Origin of the sequence: Stenotrophomonas sp. 22692 (assembly GCF_052045015.1) — a bacterium.
GTDB classification, from domain to species: Bacteria; Pseudomonadota; Gammaproteobacteria; order Xanthomonadales; family Xanthomonadaceae; genus Stenotrophomonas; species Stenotrophomonas geniculata.
In genome coordinates this window covers 64,611-86,127 of record NZ_JBQEMR010000006.1, presented here as the reverse complement: position 1 = coordinate 86,127, position 21,517 = coordinate 64,611, and the positions used below count along the sequence as shown (strand labels likewise).

Sequence of the window (21,517 nt, the reverse complement as noted above, 5' to 3'; positions counted from 1 at the left end):
CGGCTCTACAGAAAACGGTACAGCGGGCCGGAACCCGGCCCGCTGCACCCTTGCTCAGAACTTCAACGCCAGCGCGCGCGACTCGATCGGTGCCATCCGGCTCTGGTCCTGCAGCTGCAGGTCGCGCAGCTCGTACGGCGCACCAAAACCAGCCGGCAATGCGGCCTGGCCGAACGGCAGCACCAGCTGGCCTGCGCCCGGGCCATCGAACCACGCCGCCGCGTGCGCCTGTGCAACCGGCTTCAGCTGGCCATCGCGGGCAGTGGCATACAGCGTGCCACGCGCCTCGTAGCGGCCCGCTGCAGCCACCTGCAGCGGCAGCGCCACCTGGCGGCTGGCCGGGTCCGATACCGCCTGGCCACTGAAGCGCGCGGTCGGCCGTGCCACCGCGAAGGCCACCTTGCCATCGCGCAGCACGCCATCGGCCTGGGCGAACACCTGCAGTTCCCACAGCCCCTGCACGGTGCCGACGTCGGCCGGGATCCGCACCTGCGCGCGCAGGCTGCCATCAGTGGTGCGCAGCAACCGCTGCGGCCAGCTGCGTCCATCCGGTGCGACCAGCAGGGCTTCACCGCCCAGGCTGCCGCGGCGCGAGGCCATCTGCGCGGTGGTGGCACCGTCTTCCAGCAAGCGTGCCTGCAGCTGCACGTTGCCACCGGCCAGCACCTGCGCCTGGTTGGCCTGCACTTCCAGCCGCAGCGGGCTGTTCGGCTCCAGCACCTGCACCACGTAGCGGCCCTGTGCCTGCGTGCTCTGCAGCGTGTACGCACCGGCCGCACTGGTCGCGCCGGTGCGCAGCATGCTGCTGCCATCGCTCACCGGCATGCCGGCCTGCTGCAGCGCGCGCGCGTCGACACTGCGCGCCACGCTGCTGCGGCCGGCCGGGTCGCGCACCTGCAACGTGTTGGCCGGCACTGCACGCGCGCCTTCGGCCGGACTCAGCTGGATCACCGCATCGGCAGCGGTCAGCGGCAAGTCCACGCCGCGCTGCAGCTGCGTACCATCGACCTGCTGCCAGTAGCTGCGGCTGACCGAGGCATACGGCGTGGCCGCCTGCAGCGGTTGTGCCGGGTCCAGCGCCCAGGCAAAGGACAACGGCGCGTGTTCGCTTTCATCGGCGGGCAGCGGCGCGGCCACCAGGGCGGCAGGCACCTGATCGCCTGCACGGGCGGCCTGCAGCAGCTGCGCGGCCTGCGCTGCGGGAAGGGACAGCACTGCCAGGACGGCGCCGGCCAGCAGGGTGGAATGAATCGTCATGGTCGTCTCCCTCACTGGGTCAGGTCGTTGCGCAGCAGGGTGCCGAGGCCGAAGCACTCGCGGCGACTCTGGTTGTGGCTGAGCGGTTCCGCGCCCTGGGTACGCGCCTTGTCGGTGAACCAGGTGGTGCCGGCGGCCTTCTGGCTGCTGCACTCCAGGAAGCCATCGGAGCAGGACGACAGCCAGTTCTGGGTGAACTCCAGGCCGACATTGGCGGCGTAGCCACCGCAGTAGCTGTTGCTGTCCCACACCGCCGATTCCACGTCGCTGCCGACCACCGCACGGAACGGCTTGGGCAGGGCGGGACGGCCTGCGGTGCCGTACAGGTTCTGCGCATTGTAGGTAGCCATGCTCGCCACCTGCTGCTGGCGCACCGCGTCGTTCTTGTAGCCCAGCAGCCAGCCCAGCGAGGTTTCGAAGGTGTTGCCGTTGAGCACCGCATCGGCCAGCGGCGTGCCGGCCGAGGACGGCGCCAGCGCGGTGACCTTGCGCACCGTGCGGATGATCTTCGGGTAGCGGCTGTCGTAGGTCGGGTTGGACAGGATCCAGCGCACCACGTTGCCGCCGTTGGAATGGGTGATCACCACCAGCTGGGTGATGCCGCGGCTGTCGATGAAGCGGGTCAGCTGGTTGGCCAGGCAGCCGGCGGCCTCCGGCTTCCACATGTACTGGGTGAAGTCGCAGTTGATGACCACATAGTTGCTGCTGTTCGGCAGGCCCTGGCGCACGGTGTCGATGATGGCCGGCTGCCAGTAGTCCTGGGTGGCGTTGGTCTGCGCGCCGGTGCCATGCACGAAGGCCACGCCGACCACGTCGGCGGCCTGCGCCGGCGTTGCTGCCAGCCCGAGGAGCAGGGCCAGGACGGTACTTCCTGTTGCGGTGCTGCGCATCGCTTCTCTCCCTCTGTCTGCGGATCCCCCCGACCCGGCTGGAACTGACGGCTCCTGGTGCGTGCCGTTGTGCCGATGCTCGCGGCGCAGTCGCGTGAAAGTCCGTGCGCTGCGCCCGGATTCAGAAGACTGACGTCACTTGATGACGCTTTTGATACTGCTGCGATGACCATGCCGGGTCTGGCCATATGACCGATGGCCACTGCGGTGTCGTATTCGGGCTGCGATCATGGCGCGTTGTTTTTCTCTCCCGGAGCCTGTCCATGTCGCTGATTTCCCACCCTGCCCGCCCGCTGCTCGGCCTTGCCGTCATCGCGGCCCTGGCCGGTTGTGCCGCCACCGTCGCCAAGCCGACCGCCGTCGAAGCCAACACCACCACCAAGGCGGTGGGCTATCTGGACAAGAGCGCGGTACCGGCCAGCCTCGACCTGGTGCCGGCACCGCCGGTGGCCGGTTCGGCCGCCCTCGCCCTGGACGAACAGGTCAGCCGTGAAGCCCGCGCGCTGCGTGGCAGCCCGCGCTTCGCCCAGGCCGGTGTCGATGCGGAACTCGGCTTCCCCGAAGGCGCCAACCACTTCTCCTGCGCCGCCGACATCGACATCGATGCGGTGAAGACACCGGCGCTGTACCGACTGCTGGAGCGCAGCCGGATCGACGCCAGCGCGGCGACCAAGGCTGCCAAGAATCACTACCAGCGCCCGCGCCCATTCATGGTCAATGGTGAGCCGACCTGCTCGCCGAAGGACGAGGACGGCCTGCGCAAGAACGGCTCCTACCCCTCTGGCCACACCTCGATCGGCTGGGCCTGGGCCCTGATCCTGTCGGAGATCGCACCGGATCGCGCCGATGCCATCCAGGCGCGCGGCCGCAACTACGGCGAGAGCCGCCTGGTGTGCAACGTGCACTGGCAGAGCGACATCCTCGAAGGCCGCTTCATGGGCGCCGCCGCCGTGGCCCGCCTGCACGACAACGCTGCGTTCAACAAGGACCTGCTGGCCGCACGCAAGGAGATCGAAGCGGCGCGCAAGGCTGGTCGGCACTCCAGCCGCGACTGCGCCACCGAGAATGCGGTGCTGAAGGTGCGCCCGCAGAGCGCGCTGTAAGCCACGCCTCTGTAGAGCCGAGCCATGCTCGGCTCTACAGGAAGCAGGAAACAGAAGGGCCGGCATTGCGCCGGCCCTTCTTCATTGCATTACCGCAGTCACCGCATCAGAACTTCGCGGTGAACTCCACGCCCCAGGTCCGCGGCTCGTTGAGGAAGCCGGTCAGGTTGTTGAAGTCGATTGCACCGACCACGCGGGTCTGGTTGGTCAGGTTGCGGCCGAACACAGCCACGTCGTACTGGCCGTAATCCCAGTTGTAGCCCAGGCGCAGGCCACCTTCCAGCGAACTACGGCCGCGGAATTCCGGCGACTCGTAGATGAAGAAGTTCACCGCACTGCGGTAGGCCCAGTCGGTGTAGGCGTACAGCTCGCTGCCGTCGCTGAGCGGGAAGCCCACGCGCAGGGTGGCGTTGTGGATCCACTTCGGCGCCTGCGGCAGCGGGTTGCCGTTGACCAGCGCATAGGGCTTGCCGCCGATCATAGTGATCGGGTCGGTAACAGTGCAGCCACCACCACAGACCGCCACCGCCAGATCCTTGTCCTTGATCTCGGTGTCGTTGTAGCTGCTGCCGAAGGTCAGCAGGACGTTGTCGGCCAGGTAGGCTTCCAGGTCCAGTTCCACGCCCTGGCCGATGGTCTTGTCGGCGTTGAGCAGGGTGGCGGTGTTGTTGGTGCCACCCACGGCGATCAGCTGCTGGCCGTCAACGTTGTAGCGGAACACGCTCAGGCCCAGGCGCGCGCGGCGCTCGAACAGGTCGGCCTTGATGCCGGCTTCATACGAGATGACCTTCTCCGAATCGGCCTGCGAAACGCCGCCGAACGCCAAGCGGCCCTGGATCGACGGCGCACGAAAGCCCTTGGCGACGCGGGCGTAGGCGTTGATGTCGTCAGTCAGCTTGTACACACCGCTGACATCCCAGCTGACGTCATTGACGTCGGTGTTGGCCAGATACGGGCCGCTGACCGGGGTGCCGAACGGCACGGCCTGCAGCACCCGGGCGGTGAAGTCCTTCTTGTCCTGGGTATAGCGCACGCCACCGCGCAGCTTGAAGCGGTCGGTGACGTCGAAATCGCCCGAGGCGAACACCGCCCACGCCTTGTTGCGCTGGCTCTGCACGGCATGTCCGGTCTGCGGGTTGCCGGGCTTCAGCGAGTCATAGTTGAAGCTGTCAATGGTTACGTCTTCATCGAAATAGAAGACGCCGGCCTGCCAGTCGAAGCGGCCCCATTCGTTGGATTCGACGCGGAACTCCTGCGTCCACTGGCGGTGATGCGGCAGGCCGTCGGCCGACTCGGACGCGAACGGGATCAGGCCCGGGCCGTAGTTGCCGGCACCCAGCGATGCCTCGCCGTAGCCACCGTCGATGTCGCCGCGGTTGAGCGATTCAGCGGTTTCATAACCGGTGATCGAGTGCAGGGTCACCGAGCCGAGGTTCCACTGCAGGCGCGCGCTGCCGCCCCAGGTTTCCAGATCGGAGAAGTTGACGCCGTCGTTGGCCACCTTGTCGCGGTCGAAGTTCTCGACCAGGCCGTTGCCACCCTTCTGGATGATGTTGGCGCGGAACAGGCGGGCGGTACCGTTGAGCTTGCGCTTGTGCAGGTTGAACAGCGCTTCGAAGTCATCGCCTTCGTACAGGAACTGCACGCGGCCGGCGGCTTCGTCATAGCCTTCGAAACCGCTGTTCGGCGCACCGGCGCGGGTGTTGTCGACCCAGTCATCGCGGCGCTGGTAGATGGCCGAGACGCGTGCCGACCAGCGATCGGTCAGCGGGCCGCCGTAGGCACCCTGCACGTTCCAGCTGTTGTAGCTGCCGTAGCCCACGCGCACGTAGCCGTCGGCATCCTGCGACGGGCGCGCCGAATCGAACTTGACCACGCCGGCCGGGGTGTTGCGGCCGAACAGGGTGCCCTGCGGGCCACGCAGCACTTCCACGTTGGCCAGGTCGAACAGCGGGAAGCCCTTCAGCAGCGGGCTTTCCTGCACCACGTCGTCGTACACCAGCGACACCGGCTGCGAGGCATTGAGGTCGAAATCGGTGTTGCCCAGGCCGCGGATGTAGAAGCGCGGGAAGGCACGGCCGTAGGACGACTCGATGTTGAGGCTGGGCACGCGCGCGGCCAGGAAGCGGATGTCATCGCCGGCCGAACCGAGCACATCCAGCTTCTCGCCCTGGATCGCGCTCAGTGCGACCGGTACGTCCTTAGCGTTCTCGACGCGGCGCTGCGCGGTCACCTGCAGGGCATCGAGGGCAACTGGATCCTTGGCAGCGGGGGTTTCCTGGGCGGCTGCTACCAGCGGCAGCAGGGCGGAAAGAGCGGCAACGAGGGGGCGCGCGACCGGAAGGCGGCCACGGGAAGTACGGGTCGGGGACATGGCGGTAGGCTGTGTTTGGAGGGGTGGTAAAACGGCGCTACCAGATAATTGTTGCAATACAGCACCTGCGCCGCAAACGCCCGCCGTTCATGGCCCCGTCGCCGACGCCCCCGGGCGCTCGCTAGACTCGGGGTTTCCACCGCGACGGACCCGCCGCCATGACCCAGTGGTACTTCCACGCCTCCGCCCAGGCCGAGCGTATCGGCCCGCTTGATGACGAGGCCGCGCGCCGCTACGCCCAGGCCAACCCGCGCTCCCTGGCCTGGTGCCAGGGCATGAGCGGGTGGACCTCGATCGCCGAGGTGCCCGAACTGCAGTCCGCGGCCCCGGGCATGCCGAACACCCCGCCGCCGGTCCCCGCCGCTGCCAGCAGCCGCGCCGACGACATCGAGTTCCGCATCGTCGGCCATGAAATGCAGTTCGTGGAAATCGAGCTCGACCCCGGTGAGAGCGCCATTGCCGAGGCCGGCGCATTGATGTTCAAGGACGCCACCGTGCAGATGGATACGGTGTTCGGCGCCGCCAACGGCGACCAGGGCGGCGGCTTCATGGGCAAGGTGATGGCCGCCGGCAAGCGCGTGCTGACCGGCGAGAGCCTGTTTGCCACCGTCTACACCCAGAGCGGCCACGGCAAGGGCAAGGTCGCCTTCGCCGCCCCCTACCCCGGAACCGTACTGGCAATGAAGCTGGACCAGCATGGCGGCCGCCTGATCTGCCAGAAGGACAGCTTCCTGGCCGGCGCGCGCGGCGTGCAGATCGGCGTGCAGTTCCAGCGCAAGATCATGACCGGCCTGTTCGGTGGCGAAGGCTTCATCATGCAGAAGCTGGAGGGGGACGGCTGGGTGTTCATCCACGCCGGTGGCTGCGTGGTCGAGCGCGAGCTGGCCGCAGGTGAGCGACTGGACGTGGATACCGGCTGCGTGGTGGCCTACCACCCGACCGTGGACATGGACGTACGCCGGGTCACCGGCATCAAGAGCATGCTGTTCGGAGGCGAGGGCGTGTTCCTGGCCACGCTGACCGGCCCGGGCAAGGTCTGGCTGCAGTCGCTGCCGTTCTCGCGCCTGGCCGGGCGCATGTGGATGGCGGCGCCGCAGGGCGGCGGCCAGAGCCGCGGCGAAGGCTCGGTGCTGGGCGGCCTGGGCCGGATGCTGGACGGCGACAACCGGTTCTGAGCCCCTCGCCCGGGCGGGGGGGGGAAAAAGAGAGGAAAACCCCCCCCCCTTCCCTTCTCTTCCCCCCCCCCCCCCCCCCCCCCCCCCGCGCTCCTTTTCCTGAATAGGCCACTCCCCCACCCTGCCCGCCCCGCCACCGCTTCGGTATGCTGGCGCCCTTTCCCGAATCCGGCGCCGCGAGCGCACTGCCGATGAGCCTGTTCCGCCCCCGCATGCTGCTGTCCCTCGCCCTGATCGGCCTGCTGGCCGGCTGCGGTGGCGACCCGGTCCGCCCCACGCCGCCGCCGGCACCGACCGTGGTGCCGCAGGCCAAGCCAGTGAAGATCGGTATCGCCCTCGGCGGTGGTGCAGCCAAGGGCTTCGCCCACATCGGCGTGATCAAGATGCTGGAGGCCAATGGCTTCGAACCGGCCGTGGTGTCCGGCACCAGTGCCGGCAGCGTGGTCGGCGCGCTGTATGCCAGCGGCATGGATGCGTTCCAGATGCAGAGCAAGGCAGTGGCGCTGGATGAAGCCAGCATCCGCGACGTGCGCCTGTTCTCCGGTGGCCTGGTGCAGGGCCAGAAGCTGCAGGACTACGTCAACGAGCAGGTCGCCAACCGCCCCGCCGAGCGCCTGAAGAAGCCGTTCGCCGCCGTCGCCACCCAGCTGGAAACAGGCGAGCGCGCGATCTTCGTGCGCGGCAACGTCGGCCAGGCCGTGCGCGCCTCCAGCAGCATTCCCGGCGTGTTCGAACCGGTGAAGATCGGTGGCCGCAACTACATCGATGGCGGCGTGGTCAGCCCGGTGCCGGTCGATGCCGCGCGCCAGCTCGGCGCCGACTTCGTGATCGCCGTGGACATCTCCAGCAAGGCCAGCGGCAAGGCGCCGACCGACATGCTGGGCATCGTCAACCAGTCCATCTCGATCATGGGCCAGCGCCTGGGCGAGCAGGAACTGGCACGCGCCGACATCGTCATCCGCCCGAAGGTGCTGGACATCGGCGCCGCCGATTTCAGCCAGCGTGGCACCGCGATCCTGGAGGGCGAAAAGGCCGCAATGGCCGCGATGCCGCAGATCCGCGCCAAGATCCAGCAGCTGCAGCGTGCACGCGCCGCGGCCGCCGCACCGGCACCCGTGGCCGCGCCGAAGTGCGAGGAAGCCTCTCGCCTGGGCAAGCTGATGGGCCGCAAGGACAAATGCTGACCTGAGCCAGCGTGTCGCTGCCAGACAGCGACGCGCGCGTTCTAGCGCGCAGGCCGGTAACCGCTGGCCTGCTGCCGCTCGCGCCTGCGCGCCTGACGGGCCTGCTCCTGCAGTGTCGCCGTGTGCTGCAGCTGTTCCATGCCATCGGCCGGCACATGCAGCTGGCGTCGCGCACGGGTGAGTGCCAGATAGACCGCGCGCACCGGGTTGTGCCAGATGCGCCCGCCCTGCCCCGCACGGAAGCAACCGGGTGACAGCGAGACCACGTCGAACTGCAGGTTCTTCGCGTGTTCGGCCAGGCACAGCGCCACCCGCCCTTCAGCAGGCGTGTCCTGGTCGTCGAGCGCCTGCAGCAGTGACTGCACCCGATCGGCAGACGCAAACAGTTCGACCAGCGCGCCCTGCCCTTCGTCGGCCTGCGTGGCCAGGAAGCGCTCCTGTGCCGGGTCCGAGGCGCTGTCGTGGCGCCGGCGCCACGCATCCAGCGGCCGCTGCAGCACGCTGCGCAGCGCGCGCAGCGATGCCGGATGCAGATAGGGCCGCAGCCCGAGCGCGTGCAGCTGTGCCGCATCCAGGGCCAGATCGGCGACGCTGCCATGGATGCGCAGGCCCTCGCTCGGCACCTGCGCCCAGTGGCGGTAATGCAGCACACCGGTGGCGCGGTCGGCGGCACCGACGAACGGCCCACTGTCCTGGCCCAGCCCATCCAGCGCCAGGGTCTGGTTGACCAGACCCTCAACCTGGTTGCCCTGGCGTACCGACTGGTGCATTTCCAGCACCTTCGACGCGGCCCAGCGCGGCACCGTGCCGGACAGGCACTGGTGCGGATCCCCCAGGCTGACCACGCCAGGCGCATGGCCGGCCAGCAACTGCTTCCACGACGGGCTCAGGTCATGCGCCTCGTCCACCAGCAGCATGCCCATGTCCAGCGGCGGGGTGACGCCGCGCAGCGCCAGCCACTTGCCGATGTGCGCCGGGCTGAGGCTCAGCAGCGTGCCCCGCTGCAGTTCGGCGTCGAACATGCAGCGCCAGACGTGCTCGGCGGCCGCCATGTACGGCGACACGTCGAGCATCGCGGCGGGCACCGAACGGTCGAAATGCTGGAACGCCAAGCCCGGTGCCGACGACGCGCACCAACGGTTGATGGCCTCGAACGCAGTCAGCAGCACCTGCTCCGGGCTGCGCCCACCGATGCCCTGGAGGCCGATGCGGCCGGCAATCTCGCGCGGCGTGCGGGTGCTGCGCCGGTAGCTGGCAACGAAGCCCCCGGTGTGGCCGCTGCGCGCGGCATGCTGCGCCACGCGGTTGGCGAACTCGATCTGGGTCAGCAGGCGCACCGCGGTGCTGGCCGGCACGCGGCTGCGGAAGGCTTCCACCTGCCCACGCGAGGGCGCCACGTAGGTGTAACGGCCCGGCCGCGCCTCCATCAGCGCCAGCACCAGGTGGCCCTTGCCGGTGCCGGCATAGCCATCGAGGTCGATCAGTTCATCGGGGTTGGCGGCGATGGCGCGCAGCACGCGGGCCTGCTCGGAGGTGTACAGGCCATGGTGTTCGACCGCACGCGCATCGCTGGCAACGGCTTCGTCCTGGACGTCGTCCTCATCGTCGCTGGCGAACGCGGCCGGGAAGCGGATCTCGTGTTCGGCAAGGGTTTCCTGGCAGGCCTGCTGCAGGTCGAGGCCGGGGTACTCGCTGGGCGACTGGACGATGAAGTCCTGCAGGATCTCCGCCGGCGCCAGCAGCACGCCGTGGGCGGCCAATGCGGTCAACCAGGCATCCAGCTCCGGCTGGCCACCGCCACCGGGGCCAGCCAGCTGAGCGGCCGCGCCTTCGTTGCCGGCAAACAGTGCGCAGGCATCATGCAGCAGGCGCTCGATCTCGGCGGCTGGATGCAGGCGCGTCCGGCACAGCTGCGCGGCCATCAGCCCAGCCTGCTCCACTGCGGTCTGCGGTGGCGTGCCATGGGCGATGTAGCGCGCCAGCGACTTGCGCTGCAGCGGCAGGAAGGTGGTGGTGGGCACCGGGTGCTGGAGTTCGGACATGCGTGGAACCGGAAAGGAACGCTGCGGCGAGCGCAGGGCGGTGATGCTCAGCTACCCGCCCGGCTGCGTCAAATCGCGGCGGCGCGCTTATTCCAGCTGTGAAAGCGGCAATGCCTGGAATCCCTTCACCGTGCGCAGCACGAAGCTGGAATTGGCATCGGCCACGCCACCGGCGTTGAGCAGCCGGTCCAGCAGGAAGTGCGAGAAGTGCTCCAGGTCGCGCACGTAGACGTGCAGCAGATAGTCCATGTCGCCGGTCAGTGCATGGCAGGCCACCACTTCATCCCAGCCCTGCACGCTGTCCACGAAGTGGCCGATGGCGGCCTGGTCGTGCTTTTCCAGCTGCACGCGCACGAAGGCCTGCAGGCCCAGCCGCAGCTGCCGTGGCTCCAGCCGCGCGCCATAGCCGACGATCACGCCCTCGCTTTCCAGCCGCTGCAGGCGGCGCAGGCAGGCCGAGGACGAGAGGTTCACCCGTGTTGCGAGCTCGGCGTTGGTGGCGCGCCCATCCCGCTGGATTTCAGCCAGCAGACGTATATCCGTGCGATCGAACTGGACTTCTCCGGCCATTGTTGCCCCGAAACATGGTGAGTACGCAAGGATATTGCGCCAACAAGGCCAATCGGCGCAACTTTTGCAACCCTGTTGCGCGCACCCTGCCCTAGCATCGTGGGTATCCCATCCAGGAGTGCCCCATGGACCTCGCCCAGCCCCGCCGCGTCGAACACCAGCAGACCGACAAGGGCTACGTGCCGGTGTACACCACCGCGCTCGTCGAGCAGCCGTGGGACACCTACAGCGCCGACGACCACGCCACCTGGAGCACGCTGTACCAGCGCCAGCGCGAGCTGCTGGTCGGCCGTGCCTGCCAGGAATTCCTGGACGCGCAGGACGAGATGGGCATGAACGCGCACATGATTCCGCGCTTCGACCAGCTCAACGAAGTGCTGGGCGCGGCCACCGGCTGGACCCTGGTCGGCGTCGAAGGCCTGCTGCCGGAACTGGATTTCTTCGACCACCTGGCCAACCGCCGCTTTCCCGTGACCTGGTGGATCCGTCGCCCGGACCAGATCGACTACATCGCCGAGCCGGACCTGTTCCACGACCTGTTCGGCCACGTGCCGCTGCTGATGAACCCGGTGTTCGCCGACTACATGGAGGCCTATGGCCGTGGCGGCGTCAAAGCCCACGCGATCGGCCCGGACGCGCTGCAGAACCTCACCCGCCTGTACTGGTACACGGTGGAGTTCGGCCTGATCGACACGCCCGACGGCCTGCGCATCTACGGTGCCGGCATCGTGTCGTCCAAGGGCGAGTCGCTGTACTCGCTGGAATCGGCCGCACCCAACCGCATCGGTTTCGACCTGCAGCGGATCATGCGAACGAAGTACCGCATCGACACCTTCCAGAAGACCTACTTCGTCATCGACAGCTTTGAACAGCTGATGCAGGCGACGTCGCCGGACTTCACCCCAATCTACGCGGCACTGGCCGACCAGGCGCACCTGCCTGCCGGTGACGTGCAGGCTGACGATCACGTGTTCCAGGCCGGCACGGGTGAAGGCTGGGCGGACGGCGGCGACGTGTGATGCGCTGTCCGACGAAGACCAGCAGCTGGTGGCGCTGTGGCGCATGGAGGCCGACATCAACAACGGCGGCTTCATGCAGTTCCTGTGCAACTGGGGCGACCCGACCTGCCAGCTGGCGTTACGTGCGCTGCAGGCGATGGGCGCGGCGAAGACCCACGCGATCCTGGCCGGCATGCGCGGGCTGGTCGACCGGCTGGAAGATGACCCGGCGGTCAAGCAACTGACCGACCTGTACGGCGCGATGACCGAACAGGAGCAGGAGGCGCTGCACGCCTTCGACGAAGCCTATTTCGAGCGACCGGAAGACCTGGCCAGGTTGGGGCTGAAGCACTTCGGCCCGGAGCCTGTCGAACGACGATGACCATGCACGCCGGCGCTGTTCTGTAAAGCCGAGCCCATACTCGGCTACGTTTCAATCAGCGCGGGTACACCAGCAGCACCACCAGATCCTCCTCACCCACCTGCTGCAGCGCATGGTGGCTGCCCTTGCGGGTCAGCAGCGCGTGCCCGGCGTGCACGTCGTACTGCCTGCCATCCAGCACATAACTGCCCTGCCCACTGACGATGTAATAGATCTCGTCCTTGTGCTGCGGATGCAGGCCGATGCCCGCGCCTTTGTGCAGCACACGCTTGCGCAGCACGAACGGCAGCCCTTCGGCATCGGCGAAGAACGGATACGCCGTGGTCGGGCCGGCACCGCCGTGCGGGCCTGCTTGCGTGCGCACAACACTGTCTTCGTGCACCACCTGCGAGGGCAGGGCTGGGTCGCTACCCTGCCCTTCCGCCACCACGTCGCAGTCGATATCCCGCACCAGCGCCGGCTGCAGCGCGGGTAGCAGCGGCACCGCCTCGCGCAATACCAGGCAGGCCACCGCATGTGCGCCGGCCACGCTGAAATGGGTGCCGTCGGCCTTGTTCTGTTCGGGCACGAACAGGAAGTAGGGTCGCGCGCCCTCCTCACCCAGCGCGCGGACCCAGCGCATGCTGCGGTCATTCAGATCAATCAGCGCAATCTGCTCGCGCGCGGCCAACGCCTTCATCGACTGCGTGTAGCGGCCATGCGTATCCAGCAGTGAACCGAAGTCGTACAGCAGCCGCGCCACCGGCGTGACCAGCACCGGCGTGGCGCCCTTTGCGCGGGCCACCTGTACGTAACGCATCAGCAGGCGTGGGTAGTCGCTGTCCGGATCGGTGTAGCGCGTGCGGTCTTCGAACTTCGCATCGTTGTGGCCGAACTGGATCAGCAGCACGTCGCCTTGGCGCAGCTCGGCGGCGATGGCCTCCAGGCGCCCTTCCTCGATGAAACTGCGCGTGCTGCGCCCGCCCTTGGCGTGGTTGTGCACCTCCAAGCGCGCCGGGTCCAGGTAGCTCTGCAGCGCCTGGCCCCAGCCGGCCTGCGGCGCGCGCTCGGGGCCGTATGCGGCCGCAGTGGAGTCACCGGCAATGAAGACCCGCACGGGCGCCGCCTGCGCGGTGGTGCACGACAGCAGCAACAACAAAGGCAACAGGGTGCGCATGTCCGGTCTCCGGTAGTGCCGGCCGCTGCCCGGCAACCTCATGAACGGCGGAAGCATTGCCAGGACGCCGGCCAGCGGCCGGCACTACCGCGGATCACGCGTCAGCGCGCCAGCCAGCCACCATCGACCGGCAGCACGGCGCCGTTGATGTAATCCGACGCCGACGAGGCCAGGAACACCGCCGCACCGGCCAGGTCATCCGGCGTGCCCCAGCGACCGGCCGGGATGCGCTCCAGGATCGCCTTGTTGCGCGCTTCGTCGGCGCGCAGCTGGGCGGTGTTGTCGGTCGCCATGTAGCCCGGGGCGATGGCATTGATGTTGATGCCCTTGCCCGCCCACTCGTTGGCCAGCAGCCGGGTGATGCCGGCGATGCCGCTCTTGCTGGCGGTGTACGACGGCACGCGGATACCGCCCTGGAAGGACAGCATCGAAGCGATGTTGATGATCTTGCCGTGGCCCTGTTCGATGAAGTGGCGGCCGGCGGCCTGCGAAATGAAGAACGCGGACTTGAGATTGACGTTCATCACGTCGTCCCAGTCCTGCTCGCTGAAGTCCACCGCATCGGCGCGGCGGATCAGGCCGGCGTTGTTGACCAGGATGTCCAACCCGCCCAGGCCTTCGATGGTCTCGCGGACCACGCGCGCCACCGGCTCGATGCTGATCAGGTTGGCTTCGATGGCCAGGCAGCGGCGGCCCAGCGCGGTGATCTTTTCGATGGTATCGGTGGGCGGGGCGATGCCGGCCACGGCGACGTCGGCACCAGCGGCGGCCAGTGCCACGGCGATGCCCTGGCCCAGACCGGTATTGCCACCGGTTACCAGAGCGACCTTGCCTTCCAGGCTGAAGGGATTAGCCATTGCGTATGCGTTCCTTGATAGAGACGAGCGGTGTCGACGGCCGGCACACGGTGCGCGGCGGCCAGGCGGGCTTACTTGAGCTGGCAGATGTCCAGCACGTGCATGTCGGTGTAGTCCAGGTTCTCGCCACCCATCGCCCAGATGAAGGCGTAGTTGCTGGTGCCGGCGCCCATGTGGATCGACCACGGCGGCGACACTACCGCTTCGTTGTTCTGGATCACGATGTGACGCTGCGCGGCCGGCTCGCCCATGAAGTGGTAGACGCGGTCGCTGTCACCCAGGTCGAAGTAGAAGTAGACCTCGCTGCGACGGTCGTGCAGGTGCGGCGGCATGGTGTTCCACACGCTGCCCGGCTTGAGCACGGTCAGGCCCAGCAGCAGCTGCGAGGACTGGCAGGTGGCCGGCACGATGTACTGGTAGATGGTGCGCTCGTTGCTGGTTTCCAGCGCGCCGCGGTCCAGTGCAACGGCGTCCTTGATGGACAGCTGCCTGGTTTCGAAGCGGGCATGGGCCGGGGTCGAGGCCAGATAGAACTGGGCGGGGTTGGCGGCGTCCTGCGAGGCGAACACGACCTCCTTGCTGCCCATGGCCACGTACAGACCGTCCTTCGGACCCAGCGTGTAGCCGGTGCCATCCACGGTGACCGTACCAGTGCCGCTGCCGACGTTGATCACGCCCAGTTCCCGGCGCTCCAGGAACGGGTGGCCTGCGGCCGAAGCGGGTTCGGTCTGGGTCGGCAGCGCAAGCGGTGCGTCCACCGGGGCGGCGCCACCAATCACGAAGCGCTCGTAGTGGGTGTACTTGAGGGTCACCGCACCGGCGTTGAACAGGCCATCGAGCAGGTACAGGTCACGCAGCTGGTCGTTGCTGGCACCGTGGATGGCATCGGGATGGGTGGCGTAATGGGTCTTGCTGTACATGGCGTCTCCAGAGCGGGGGGCGGGCCGACGGGTCGGCCCCGGCGCGGTTCACGGTCGATTCTAGCCAGACAGGAAACCGGTGTCATTTTGCGTCGCACGATGCCGGGATGGCCCGGGCAGGGCGCGGTGGATCGGGTGGATGGGGCAGGGGCGTGTCACGACCAGAGGTCGTGACCTGCAGGATTGATCCTTGGGGATCAATCCTCCGGCGGCTGGCAGGAATCGCGGACGATCAGGTGCGGCCGCACGCTGGCAATGGGCAGCGCGGCCTGGCCTTCGGGCTGGATCAGCATCGCCGCGGCGGTGCGTCCGGTATCGCGCGTGTGCCGGCGCACCGAGGTCAGCGAGGGCCACAGGCGCGAGGCAAGCGGGCTGTCGTCATAGCCGACAATGGACAGCTGGCGCGGAATGTTGATGCCCGCGCGCAGCGCCACCTTGTAGATACCGGCGGCCATTTCATCGTTGCCGGTGAAGATGGCGGTCGGGCGGCGCTTGCCCAGCAGCAGTTTCTCGGCAGCGGCGACACCGGATTCGAAGGTGTAGCCGGCCTCGATGATGCGGTCCTTCGGCAGCTCGATACCGCGTTGCGACAGTGCGTCGATGAAGCCGGCGGTACGTTCATGGGCCGAACGGTAGGCGCTGGGACCGGTCACCAGGGCAATGTCACGGTGGCCGAGCGAGAGCAGGTAGTCGGCGGCTTCGGCCGCACCATCGCGGTCATGGGTAACCACCATCTGCGAGCTTTCGTCCAGCGGCAGCGCTGCCACGCGGGTAAACCGGCAGCCGATCTCATCGAGCATGTCCGCCAGCGCCTGGTCTTCCGAGGCACGCGGCACTAGGATGACGCCGTGCAGCTTCTGCTGCTGCACGAAGCGACGCACGCCTTCGATGTAGCCGGGGCTGCGGCTGTCACAGGGATGCACCACCAGCTCGAAACTGGATCCACGCAATGCATCCAGCGCGCCGTACTGCATGTCCACGATGTACTGCGCGGTGGGGTTGTCGTAGACCATGCCGATCAGGAAGGAGCGGCGGAACGCCAGCCCGCGGGCCAGTGGATCGGGCGTGTAGCCCACTTCACGCATCAACGCTTCCACCTTGTCGCGCGTGTCCTTGCGCACCAGTGGCGAGTTGTTGATGATTCTTGAAACCGTTTTCTTGGATACACCCGACAGTCGCGCGATGTCGTTGATGGTGGCTGCCTTGCCCTTCGCCAATGCCGGCGTAGCGGCATCGTTCTTGTTGCGCACTGACATGTTTTGAACCCGGTAAGTCTGGGGATTCCGGCTCCGCGCTCAGTCCAGCGCGCGGTAGCGGAAGTTGCGGAAGGTTACCGCACCGTCGCCGGCCGCATACAGCGCCGGCTTCAACGCCAGGAACCTGCCCGCGACATTGTGATGGTAACCGGACACTTCCATCTGAACCGGATACTTCTGCCAAGTGTGCCCGTCGGTGCTGGAGTGGAAGGTGACGATGTGGCGGTTGTTGGTCACCCGCAACCACAGCCGGCCGCCGCGGCCCGGGGCCGGTCGGGCAGGGCGCTCCTCGCCGTAGCGATGCATGATGAACGACTCGCCGTTGCTGCCCACGCCCGCGTACAGCCGGTCGCTGTAGAACAGCAGCGCGCCGCCCACGGCACCGGGGGCGATCTCCATCTCCACCTCGAACTGATAGGCCCGGTCGCCGGCGATGGTGGTCAGCGGCGAGGCGTCGCGCGGCGTGCTGCCCTTGCCCTGCAGGACAAGGCCGTTGCCACTGAAACCCAGCCGGCGGTACTCATCCTGCGCCGGGTTGAAGAACGCCCACTGCGGGCCAAGCGTGCTGCCGCGGAAATCATCCGACAGCGCCATGCCATGCGGCGACAGCGCCTGTCCGGCCGGCTTGCGCAGTGGCTGACCAAGGTCTCCGCCCGTGGCCCGGAACCAGCCGTCAGCGGTCCATTCGATCGGTTCGAGCAGGGCCTGCCGACCCAGCGTCCAGAAGCCGTTCTCGTACCCGTGGTACATCATCCACCAGCGTCCATCGGTCCCTTCGATCACCGTCGCGTGGCCGCGTGACCACCAGGGCTCGGCCGCCGACTGCGTGCGCGTGATCGGGTTGTTGGGCGCGTTCTCCCATGGTCCGTGGATCGAACGCGAGCGCGCGGTGATCACCATGTGCCCGGTCGGCGGACCGGCGGTGCCGCCCACTGCCGTGGTCATGTAGTACCAGCCGTCGCGGACGTGGATCTTCGGGCCTTCTTGCGCGTAGGCCTCAACGTCCCAGTCCTGCGGGTAGCGCCAGCCGTCATAGACGTGTTTCGGCGTGCCGACCACGCTCAACCCGTCGTCGGCCAGCTGCACGTAATCACCGCCACTGAGGAACAGGTAGCGCTTGCCGTCTTCACCCACTGCATGGCCGGGATCGATGTAGCCACCCAGGCCGATGTCGATCGGCGCGCTCCACGGGCCCTTGATGTCATCGGCCCAGACCACGAAGTTGCTGCGGCGCTCGCCGGTGCGGGCCGGGAAGTAGATGAAGTAGCGCCCCCGATGCTTGACGATGTCCGGCGCCCAGATCGCCCCCACGTTGCGGGTGACCGCATGTCCCAGCGGCTGCCAGTTCACCAGGTCGCGCGAGTGCCAGATCGGGAGCCCGGGGTAGGCGTCGAACGACGACAGCGTGAGGTAGTAATCGTCCCCGTCCTTGAGCACCGAGGGATCCGGATGGTCACCGGCCAGCACCGGATTGAGGAACGTGCCATCGCCCCGGTCCGCCTGGCGCTGGTGTTCCAGCCCCCGCGCCCACTGCGCCGGGGCGCGCGCGGGCTCCGCCGCGGGTGCAGGCCGTGCCGGCAGCAACAGCACGAGCAGAGTGATGGTGGCGGCGATACACAGTGCACGCATGGCAGTCTCCTTGTGGCTCAGCCGCGCAGCGCGGCGGGCAGCCACAACGACAGTGAGGGGAAGAAGGCCACGACCAGCAGCACGGCGAGCGCGGCGAACCAGAACGGCCAGATCGTGCGCATGCTCTGGCCCACGCTGATCTTGCCGATGGCCGTGCCGATGAACAGCACCGAGCCCACCGGGGGCGTGACCAGACCCAGGCCACCGGTGAGCACCAGCACCAGGCCGAAGTGGATCGGATCGATGCCGTAGGCGCGGGCCACCGGCAGGAAGATCGGCGTGCAGATCAGGATCATCGGCGCCAGGTCCATGAAGGTGCCCAGCAGCAGCAGCATCACCACGATCATCAGCAGCACCATGAACTGGCTGTGCGCGAACGACTGCAGGAACTCGACGGCGGCCGCGGGCACCTGCAGGTAGGCCAGCAGCCAGCCAAACACGGCGGCGGTGGCGATCACGAACAGGATCACGCCCGTGCTGCGCGCCGCGTGGATGACGGTGTCGAAGAACTCGCGCCAGCGCAGTTGCCGGTACAGCACGGTGGTCACCAGCAAGGCGTAGACCACGGCGATGGCTGCGCTTTCCACTGCGGTGAAGATGCCGGCACGGATACCGATGAAGATCAGCGCGACCAGGCCCAGGCCGGGCAGGGCGGAGACGATGCGCAGGGCCACGGCGCGCCAGCCGGGAAAGACCTCCACGCCATAGCCGCGGCGGCGCGCCACCGCATAGCCGGTGACCATCAGCGCCAACGTCATCAGCAGCGCGGGGACAATGCCGGCGGCGAACAGATCGGCGATGGACAGGCCCCCACCGGCAGCGGCCGAGAACAGGATCAGGTTGTGCGACGGCGGCACCAGCAGCGCCACCAGCGCGGCGGTGATGCTGACGTTGACGGCGAAATCGCGGTCGTAGCCGCGCTTGACCATCTGCGGGATCATCGTGCCGCCGACCGCCGAAACGTCGGCAATGGCCGAGCCGGACACGCCGCCGAAGAACAGCGAGGACAGGATCGAGACCTGGCCGAGGCCACCGCGCAAGCGCCCCACCAGCGACGAGGCCAAGGCGATCAGGCGCTCGGAGATGCCGCCGCGCATCATGATCTCGCCCGCGAAGATGAACAACGGAATGGCGATCAGCGAGGCCGAGCCGGTACCGGCCGAGATCTGCTGCACCAGCACGATGCTGGGGATATCCAGGTAGAGCAGGGTGGCCAGCGCGGCAGCGGCCAGCGCGTAGGCCACCGGCACGCCGAGCAGCAGCAGCACGGCAAACACGGAGAACAGGATGGTGATACCCATGGATCAACGATCTCCTTCAGCGTCTTCGGCGCCGGTGGCGCGGGCCTGCAGCGCGTTCCACGCACGGTTCAGCGCGAACAGCAGCATCAGCCCGCCGCCCACCGCCAGTGGCAGGTAGTTGATGCTCTGCGGCAGATCGGCGCCGGCGGTCTTGATGTCCAGGCCGTCGAGCAGCAGATCACCCGACCAGAAGGCGATGAAGCCTCCCAGCACCGCCACCACCAGCTGCACCAGCACGTCCACCGCACGGCGCAGGCCGGGGCCCAGGTAGGCATGCAGCAGGAAGAAGCCGAAGTGGCGGTTGGTGTGCACACCGCAGGCGGCACCCAGGCTCATCGCCGTGGCCAGCAGCAGCAGCGTGACCGGCTCAGTCCAGCTGGGCGAATCGTTGATCACGTAGCGCGCGAACACCTGCCAGCCCTGCACCACCACCAGCCCCAGCAGGGCAGCAACGGCGCCGTAGATGGCGATGTCGGCGATGCGGTCCAGCAGGCGCTGGCCAGGCCCGGTGGCGGGCGTCGTCGTCTCGATCATGGCAGTGTCCTCAGGCGGCGCGGATGCGGTCGACCAGCGCGGCGATCTCCGGCTGCTGCAGGTACTGCTGCAGCAGCGGCTGGGCGGCGGTGCGGAAGGCGGGCATGTCCACCTCGTTGGCTTTCACCCCATAGGCCAGCACGGCGCGGCGTGCGGCGTCCTCCGACGCATCCCACTGCTCGCGCATCACCTTCACCGACGCGCGCGCGATCTGCAGCAGCAGCTGGCGGTCGTCAGGCGACAGGCGTTCGAAACTGGCACGCGACATCAGCAACACATCCGGCGCGTACGAATGGTCGCTCTGCGACCAGTAGTGCGCCGCTTCGAAGTGGCGGCTGGAATGGAAGCTGCGCATGTTGTTCTCGGCGCCGTCGATCATGTGGGTTTCCATCCCGGAGAACGTGTCGCCCAGCGACATCGGCGTCGGGTTGGCGCCGAGCAGGCGCATCAGCTGGATGAAGATGTCCGATGAGGCGACGCGCAGCTTCAGGCCGTGCAGGTCCTTGGGCGAAACGATGGGGTGCTTGGTGTTGTAGAAGCAGCGTGCACCGGAATCGTAGATCGCCAGGCCGACCAGGCCGCGGCCCTGGAAGCCGCGCAGCACGGCTTCGGCCACGCCGTCATCCAACGCGGCACGCTGGTGCGCCACCGACGTGAACACGTAGGGCAGGCACAGCGCCTGGGTCAGCGGAAAGGCATTGTTCAGCGCACCGGCATACACGCGGGTGATATCGATGGCACCGAAGCGCGCCATGTCGATCGCCTCGGATTCGCGGCCCAGCTGGCCGGAGTGGTACTGGCGCAGGCGCAGGCGACCGTTGGTTTCGCGCTGCAGCGTTTCGCCGATCCACTTCACCGCGGTGACGGTAGGGTAGTCGGCCACATGCACGTCGGTGGCGGTCAACAGCGCGCCACCGGCCATATCGCCGCCCGGCCCGCGGCCACAGGCGGCGAGCATCGGGGTGGCCAGGGCAGCAGCGCCCCCGGCCAGGAAGTTACGTCGTGTGATCATCTGCGCCCTCCCGCGCGTGTTCACCAGGGCAGCCCCGCGGTCATCCCGCGGGCACGGCCCGGCAGGCAATGTCACCGAAGCCGGCAAAGCGCACCAGCGCCGTTTGTCCTGCCTCGATATCGTGGATGCCGGTGGCATTGCCGGTGGCGATCAGGTCGCCCTTGCGCAGCGGCCGGCCACGCAGGGCCGAACGGGACAGCGCAAAGGCATAGGCCGCGCGCAGGCCACCGGGCAGGCGGGTGGCGCCACCGGTGCCGACCACCTCACCTTCGATCAGTGTCTCGGCACGCAGCGAGTTTTCGTCGCGTGCGGTCCAGTCGACGATCTCCGGGCCCAGCACCAGGCCGTTGTTGTTGCCAAAGTCGGACACCACCACGCGCGGACCAAGTTCGTTGATGGTGGCCAGCGGGCTGCTGGCCACTTCCACGCCGATATAGAGGCGCGCAGGCAGCGCTTCGGCCTGTTCCGGGGACCAGTCCAGCTGTCCGGCCGGCGCGTCCTCCAACAGCTCCAGCACGTACTCTGCTTCGACTGCGCCGAAGCCCCCGACGAAGACCGGGATGTCGGTTGTTCCACCGGTATCATTCCAGAGCTGACGTTTGAAGATCGGCCCCAGCAGGCGCTCATCGCCGGAGCCGTCGCGGCGCTCGGCAGCGATGTAACCCACCTTCCAGCCGACCACTGTATCGCTCCACAGGCCAATGGCCTGGTCCTGCACGTGGTAGGCAGCCACCAGATCGACGGGGATCTCTCCGGGGAACGCGGGCAGGGCCTTGCCTGCGCGGCGTGCATCGGTGAAGGCGCGGGCGATGGCGGCTGCACCGTCCGGCGCCGGCCTCTGCCCCTGTGTGCCGTGTTCGTTGCTCAAGAACGGTCT

General features: G+C 67.8%; 19 protein-coding genes. 5 read left to right on the top strand and 14 right to left on the bottom strand.

The features are described 5' to 3' along the window. Nucleotides 1–54: 54 nt before the first annotated feature. Together ACTJJM_RS08000 and ACTJJM_RS07995 are read right to left on the bottom strand one after the other, a co-directional pair. Nucleotides 55–1,257, bottom strand: coding sequence for a DUF4785 domain-containing protein (locus ACTJJM_RS08000; RefSeq protein WP_043397767.1), 1,203 nt, complete (start codon nt 1,255–1,257; stop codon nt 55–57). 11 nt (nt 1,258–1,268) lie between these two features. Continuing rightward, a complete protein-coding gene (locus ACTJJM_RS07995; RefSeq protein ID WP_010487357.1) occupies nt 1,269–2,147 on the bottom strand; it encodes a hypothetical protein in 879 nt (292 codons plus the stop codon). A 263-nt stretch (nt 2,148–2,410) separates the two neighbouring features. Here ACTJJM_RS07995 and ACTJJM_RS07990 point away from each other — a divergent pair, with 263 nt between their 5' ends. Next, nucleotides 2,411–3,250 carry an acid phosphatase gene (locus ACTJJM_RS07990; protein WP_126559612.1) on the top strand — a complete coding sequence of 280 codons (840 nt, stop codon included), beginning with the start codon at nt 2,411–2,413 and terminating at the stop codon, nt 3,248–3,250. Nucleotides 3,251–3,356: 106 nt separating this feature from the next. Here ACTJJM_RS07990 and ACTJJM_RS07985 read toward each other — a convergent pair whose 3' ends face one another. Then, nucleotides 3,357–5,624, bottom strand: a complete 2,268-nt coding sequence (locus ACTJJM_RS07985) for a TonB-dependent receptor (RefSeq protein ID WP_010487361.1) — start codon at nt 5,622–5,624, stop codon at nt 3,357–3,359. Nucleotides 5,625–5,782: 158 nt separating this feature from the next. Here ACTJJM_RS07985 and ACTJJM_RS07980 point away from each other — a divergent pair, with 158 nt between their 5' ends. Continuing rightward, the gene (locus ACTJJM_RS07980) at nt 5,783–6,799 is read left to right on the top strand and encodes a TIGR00266 family protein (protein ID WP_010487363.1); all 1,017 of its coding nucleotides are present in this window, start codon (nt 5,783–5,785) and stop codon (nt 6,797–6,799) included. 191 nt (nt 6,800–6,990) lie between these two features. After that, on the top strand, nt 6,991–7,983 hold the full coding sequence (locus ACTJJM_RS07975; RefSeq protein WP_197578833.1) for a patatin-like phospholipase family protein: 993 nt from the start codon (nt 6,991–6,993) through the stop codon (nt 7,981–7,983). A 41-nt stretch (nt 7,984–8,024) separates the two neighbouring features. On the opposite strand, the gene ACTJJM_RS07970 is transcribed toward ACTJJM_RS07975, so the two are convergent. Both ACTJJM_RS07970 and ACTJJM_RS07965 read right to left on the bottom strand, forming a co-directional pair. Next, nucleotides 8,025–10,025 (bottom strand): hypothetical protein, encoded by a 2,001-nt coding sequence (locus ACTJJM_RS07970; protein ID WP_423161751.1) that lies wholly within the window; start codon nt 10,023–10,025, stop codon nt 8,025–8,027. A gap of 87 nt (nt 10,026–10,112) precedes the next feature. Beyond that, nucleotides 10,113–10,595, bottom strand: coding sequence for an Lrp/AsnC family transcriptional regulator (locus ACTJJM_RS07965; RefSeq protein WP_235651339.1), 483 nt, complete (start codon nt 10,593–10,595; stop codon nt 10,113–10,115). Between the two features lie 125 nt (nt 10,596–10,720). Between ACTJJM_RS07965 and phhA the strand changes: the two genes are divergently transcribed. Further along, complete coding sequence (gene phhA / locus ACTJJM_RS07960; protein ID WP_019658833.1) at nt 10,721–11,614, top strand: phenylalanine 4-monooxygenase; 894 nt, start codon at nt 10,721–10,723, stop codon at nt 11,612–11,614. Beyond that, nucleotides 11,583–11,975, top strand: coding sequence for a DMP19 family protein (locus ACTJJM_RS07955; protein WP_019337385.1), 393 nt, complete (start codon nt 11,583–11,585; stop codon nt 11,973–11,975). The genes phhA and ACTJJM_RS07955 overlap by 32 nt, the downstream gene beginning before the upstream one ends. Before the next feature lie 55 nt (nt 11,976–12,030). Here ACTJJM_RS07955 and ACTJJM_RS07950 read toward each other — a convergent pair whose 3' ends face one another. The 9 genes from ACTJJM_RS07950 to ACTJJM_RS07910 all read right to left on the bottom strand — a co-directional run bounded on the left by ACTJJM_RS07950 (nt 12,031) and on the right by ACTJJM_RS07910 (nt 21,508). Then, nucleotides 12,031–13,131, bottom strand: coding sequence for a GDSL-type esterase/lipase family protein (locus tag ACTJJM_RS07950; protein ID WP_019337386.1), 1,101 nt, complete (start codon nt 13,129–13,131; stop codon nt 12,031–12,033). A gap of 101 nt (nt 13,132–13,232) precedes the next feature. After that, nucleotides 13,233–13,988: a 2-dehydro-3-deoxy-D-gluconate 5-dehydrogenase KduD gene (kduD, locus tag ACTJJM_RS07945; RefSeq protein WP_005421125.1), complete on the bottom strand. Its 756-nt coding sequence runs from the start codon at nt 13,986–13,988 to the stop codon at nt 13,233–13,235. 71 nt (nt 13,989–14,059) lie between these two features. Then, on the bottom strand, nt 14,060–14,908 hold the full coding sequence (gene kduI / locus ACTJJM_RS07940; protein WP_019337387.1) for a 5-dehydro-4-deoxy-D-glucuronate isomerase: 849 nt from the start codon (nt 14,906–14,908) through the stop codon (nt 14,060–14,062). Nucleotides 14,909–15,105: 197 nt separating this feature from the next. Beyond that, entirely contained in the window at nt 15,106–16,164 is a 1,059-nt protein-coding gene (locus ACTJJM_RS07935; RefSeq protein WP_019337388.1) for a LacI family DNA-binding transcriptional regulator, read from the bottom strand. A gap of 39 nt (nt 16,165–16,203) precedes the next feature. Beyond that, on the bottom strand, nt 16,204–17,793 hold the full coding sequence (locus ACTJJM_RS07930) for a family 43 glycosylhydrolase (protein ID WP_019337389.1): 1,590 nt from the start codon (nt 17,791–17,793) through the stop codon (nt 16,204–16,206). Between the two features lie 17 nt (nt 17,794–17,810). Continuing rightward, on the bottom strand, nt 17,811–19,094 hold the full coding sequence (locus ACTJJM_RS07925) for a TRAP transporter large permease (RefSeq protein ID WP_005421133.1): 1,284 nt from the start codon (nt 19,092–19,094) through the stop codon (nt 17,811–17,813). 3 nt (nt 19,095–19,097) lie between these two features. Next, nucleotides 19,098–19,628, bottom strand: coding sequence for a TRAP transporter small permease (locus tag ACTJJM_RS07920; RefSeq protein WP_019658831.1), 531 nt, complete (start codon nt 19,626–19,628; stop codon nt 19,098–19,100). Between the two features lie 10 nt (nt 19,629–19,638). After that, the gene (locus tag ACTJJM_RS07915; RefSeq protein WP_019337391.1) at nt 19,639–20,640 is read right to left on the bottom strand and encodes a TRAP transporter substrate-binding protein; all 1,002 of its coding nucleotides are present in this window, start codon (nt 20,638–20,640) and stop codon (nt 19,639–19,641) included. Nucleotides 20,641–20,680: 40 nt separating this feature from the next. Continuing rightward, the gene (locus ACTJJM_RS07910) at nt 20,681–21,508 is read right to left on the bottom strand and encodes a 2-keto-4-pentenoate hydratase (protein WP_019337392.1); all 828 of its coding nucleotides are present in this window, start codon (nt 21,506–21,508) and stop codon (nt 20,681–20,683) included. Between the last annotated feature and the right edge of the window lie 9 nt (nt 21,509–21,517).

What these genes read in the sequence shown, in the direction of transcription:
- ACTJJM_RS07930 (WP_019337389.1), bottom strand. Translation starts at nt 17,793, where the DNA reads ATGCGTGCACTGTGTATCGCCGCCACCATCACTCTGCTCGTGCTGTTG.
- kduD (WP_005421125.1), bottom strand. Translation starts at nt 13,988, where the DNA reads ATGGCTAATCCCTTCAGCCTGGAAGGCAAGGTCGCTCTGGTAACCGGT.
- ACTJJM_RS07985 (WP_010487361.1), bottom strand. Translation starts at nt 5,624, where the DNA reads ATGTCCCCGACCCGTACTTCCCGTGGCCGCCTTCCGGTCGCGCGCCCC.
- ACTJJM_RS07970 (WP_423161751.1), bottom strand. Translation starts at nt 10,025, where the DNA reads ATGTCCGAACTCCAGCACCCGGTGCCCACCACCACCTTCCTGCCGCTG.
- kduI (WP_019337387.1), bottom strand. Translation starts at nt 14,908, where the DNA reads ATGTACAGCAAGACCCATTACGCCACCCATCCCGATGCCATCCACGGT.
- ACTJJM_RS07980 (WP_010487363.1), top strand. Translation starts at nt 5,783, where the DNA reads ATGACCCAGTGGTACTTCCACGCCTCCGCCCAGGCCGAGCGTATCGGC.
- ACTJJM_RS08000 (WP_043397767.1), bottom strand. Translation starts at nt 1,257, where the DNA reads ATGACGATTCATTCCACCCTGCTGGCCGGCGCCGTCCTGGCAGTGCTG.
- ACTJJM_RS07965 (WP_235651339.1), bottom strand. Translation starts at nt 10,595, where the DNA reads ATGGCCGGAGAAGTCCAGTTCGATCGCACGGATATACGTCTGCTGGCT.
- ACTJJM_RS07990 (WP_126559612.1), top strand. Translation starts at nt 2,411, where the DNA reads ATGTCGCTGATTTCCCACCCTGCCCGCCCGCTGCTCGGCCTTGCCGTC.
- ACTJJM_RS07915 (WP_019337391.1), bottom strand. Translation starts at nt 20,640, where the DNA reads ATGATCACACGACGTAACTTCCTGGCCGGGGGCGCTGCTGCCCTGGCC.
- ACTJJM_RS07975 (WP_197578833.1), top strand. Translation starts at nt 6,991, where the DNA reads ATGAGCCTGTTCCGCCCCCGCATGCTGCTGTCCCTCGCCCTGATCGGC.
- ACTJJM_RS07935 (WP_019337388.1), bottom strand. Translation starts at nt 16,164, where the DNA reads ATGTCAGTGCGCAACAAGAACGATGCCGCTACGCCGGCATTGGCGAAG.
- ACTJJM_RS07920 (WP_019658831.1), bottom strand. Translation starts at nt 19,628, where the DNA reads ATGATCGAGACGACGACGCCCGCCACCGGGCCTGGCCAGCGCCTGCTG.
- ACTJJM_RS07995 (WP_010487357.1), bottom strand. Translation starts at nt 2,147, where the DNA reads ATGCGCAGCACCGCAACAGGAAGTACCGTCCTGGCCCTGCTCCTCGGG.
- ACTJJM_RS07925 (WP_005421133.1), bottom strand. Translation starts at nt 19,094, where the DNA reads ATGGGTATCACCATCCTGTTCTCCGTGTTTGCCGTGCTGCTGCTGCTC.
- ACTJJM_RS07950 (WP_019337386.1), bottom strand. Translation starts at nt 13,131, where the DNA reads ATGCGCACCCTGTTGCCTTTGTTGTTGCTGCTGTCGTGCACCACCGCG.
- phhA (WP_019658833.1), top strand. Translation starts at nt 10,721, where the DNA reads ATGGACCTCGCCCAGCCCCGCCGCGTCGAACACCAGCAGACCGACAAG.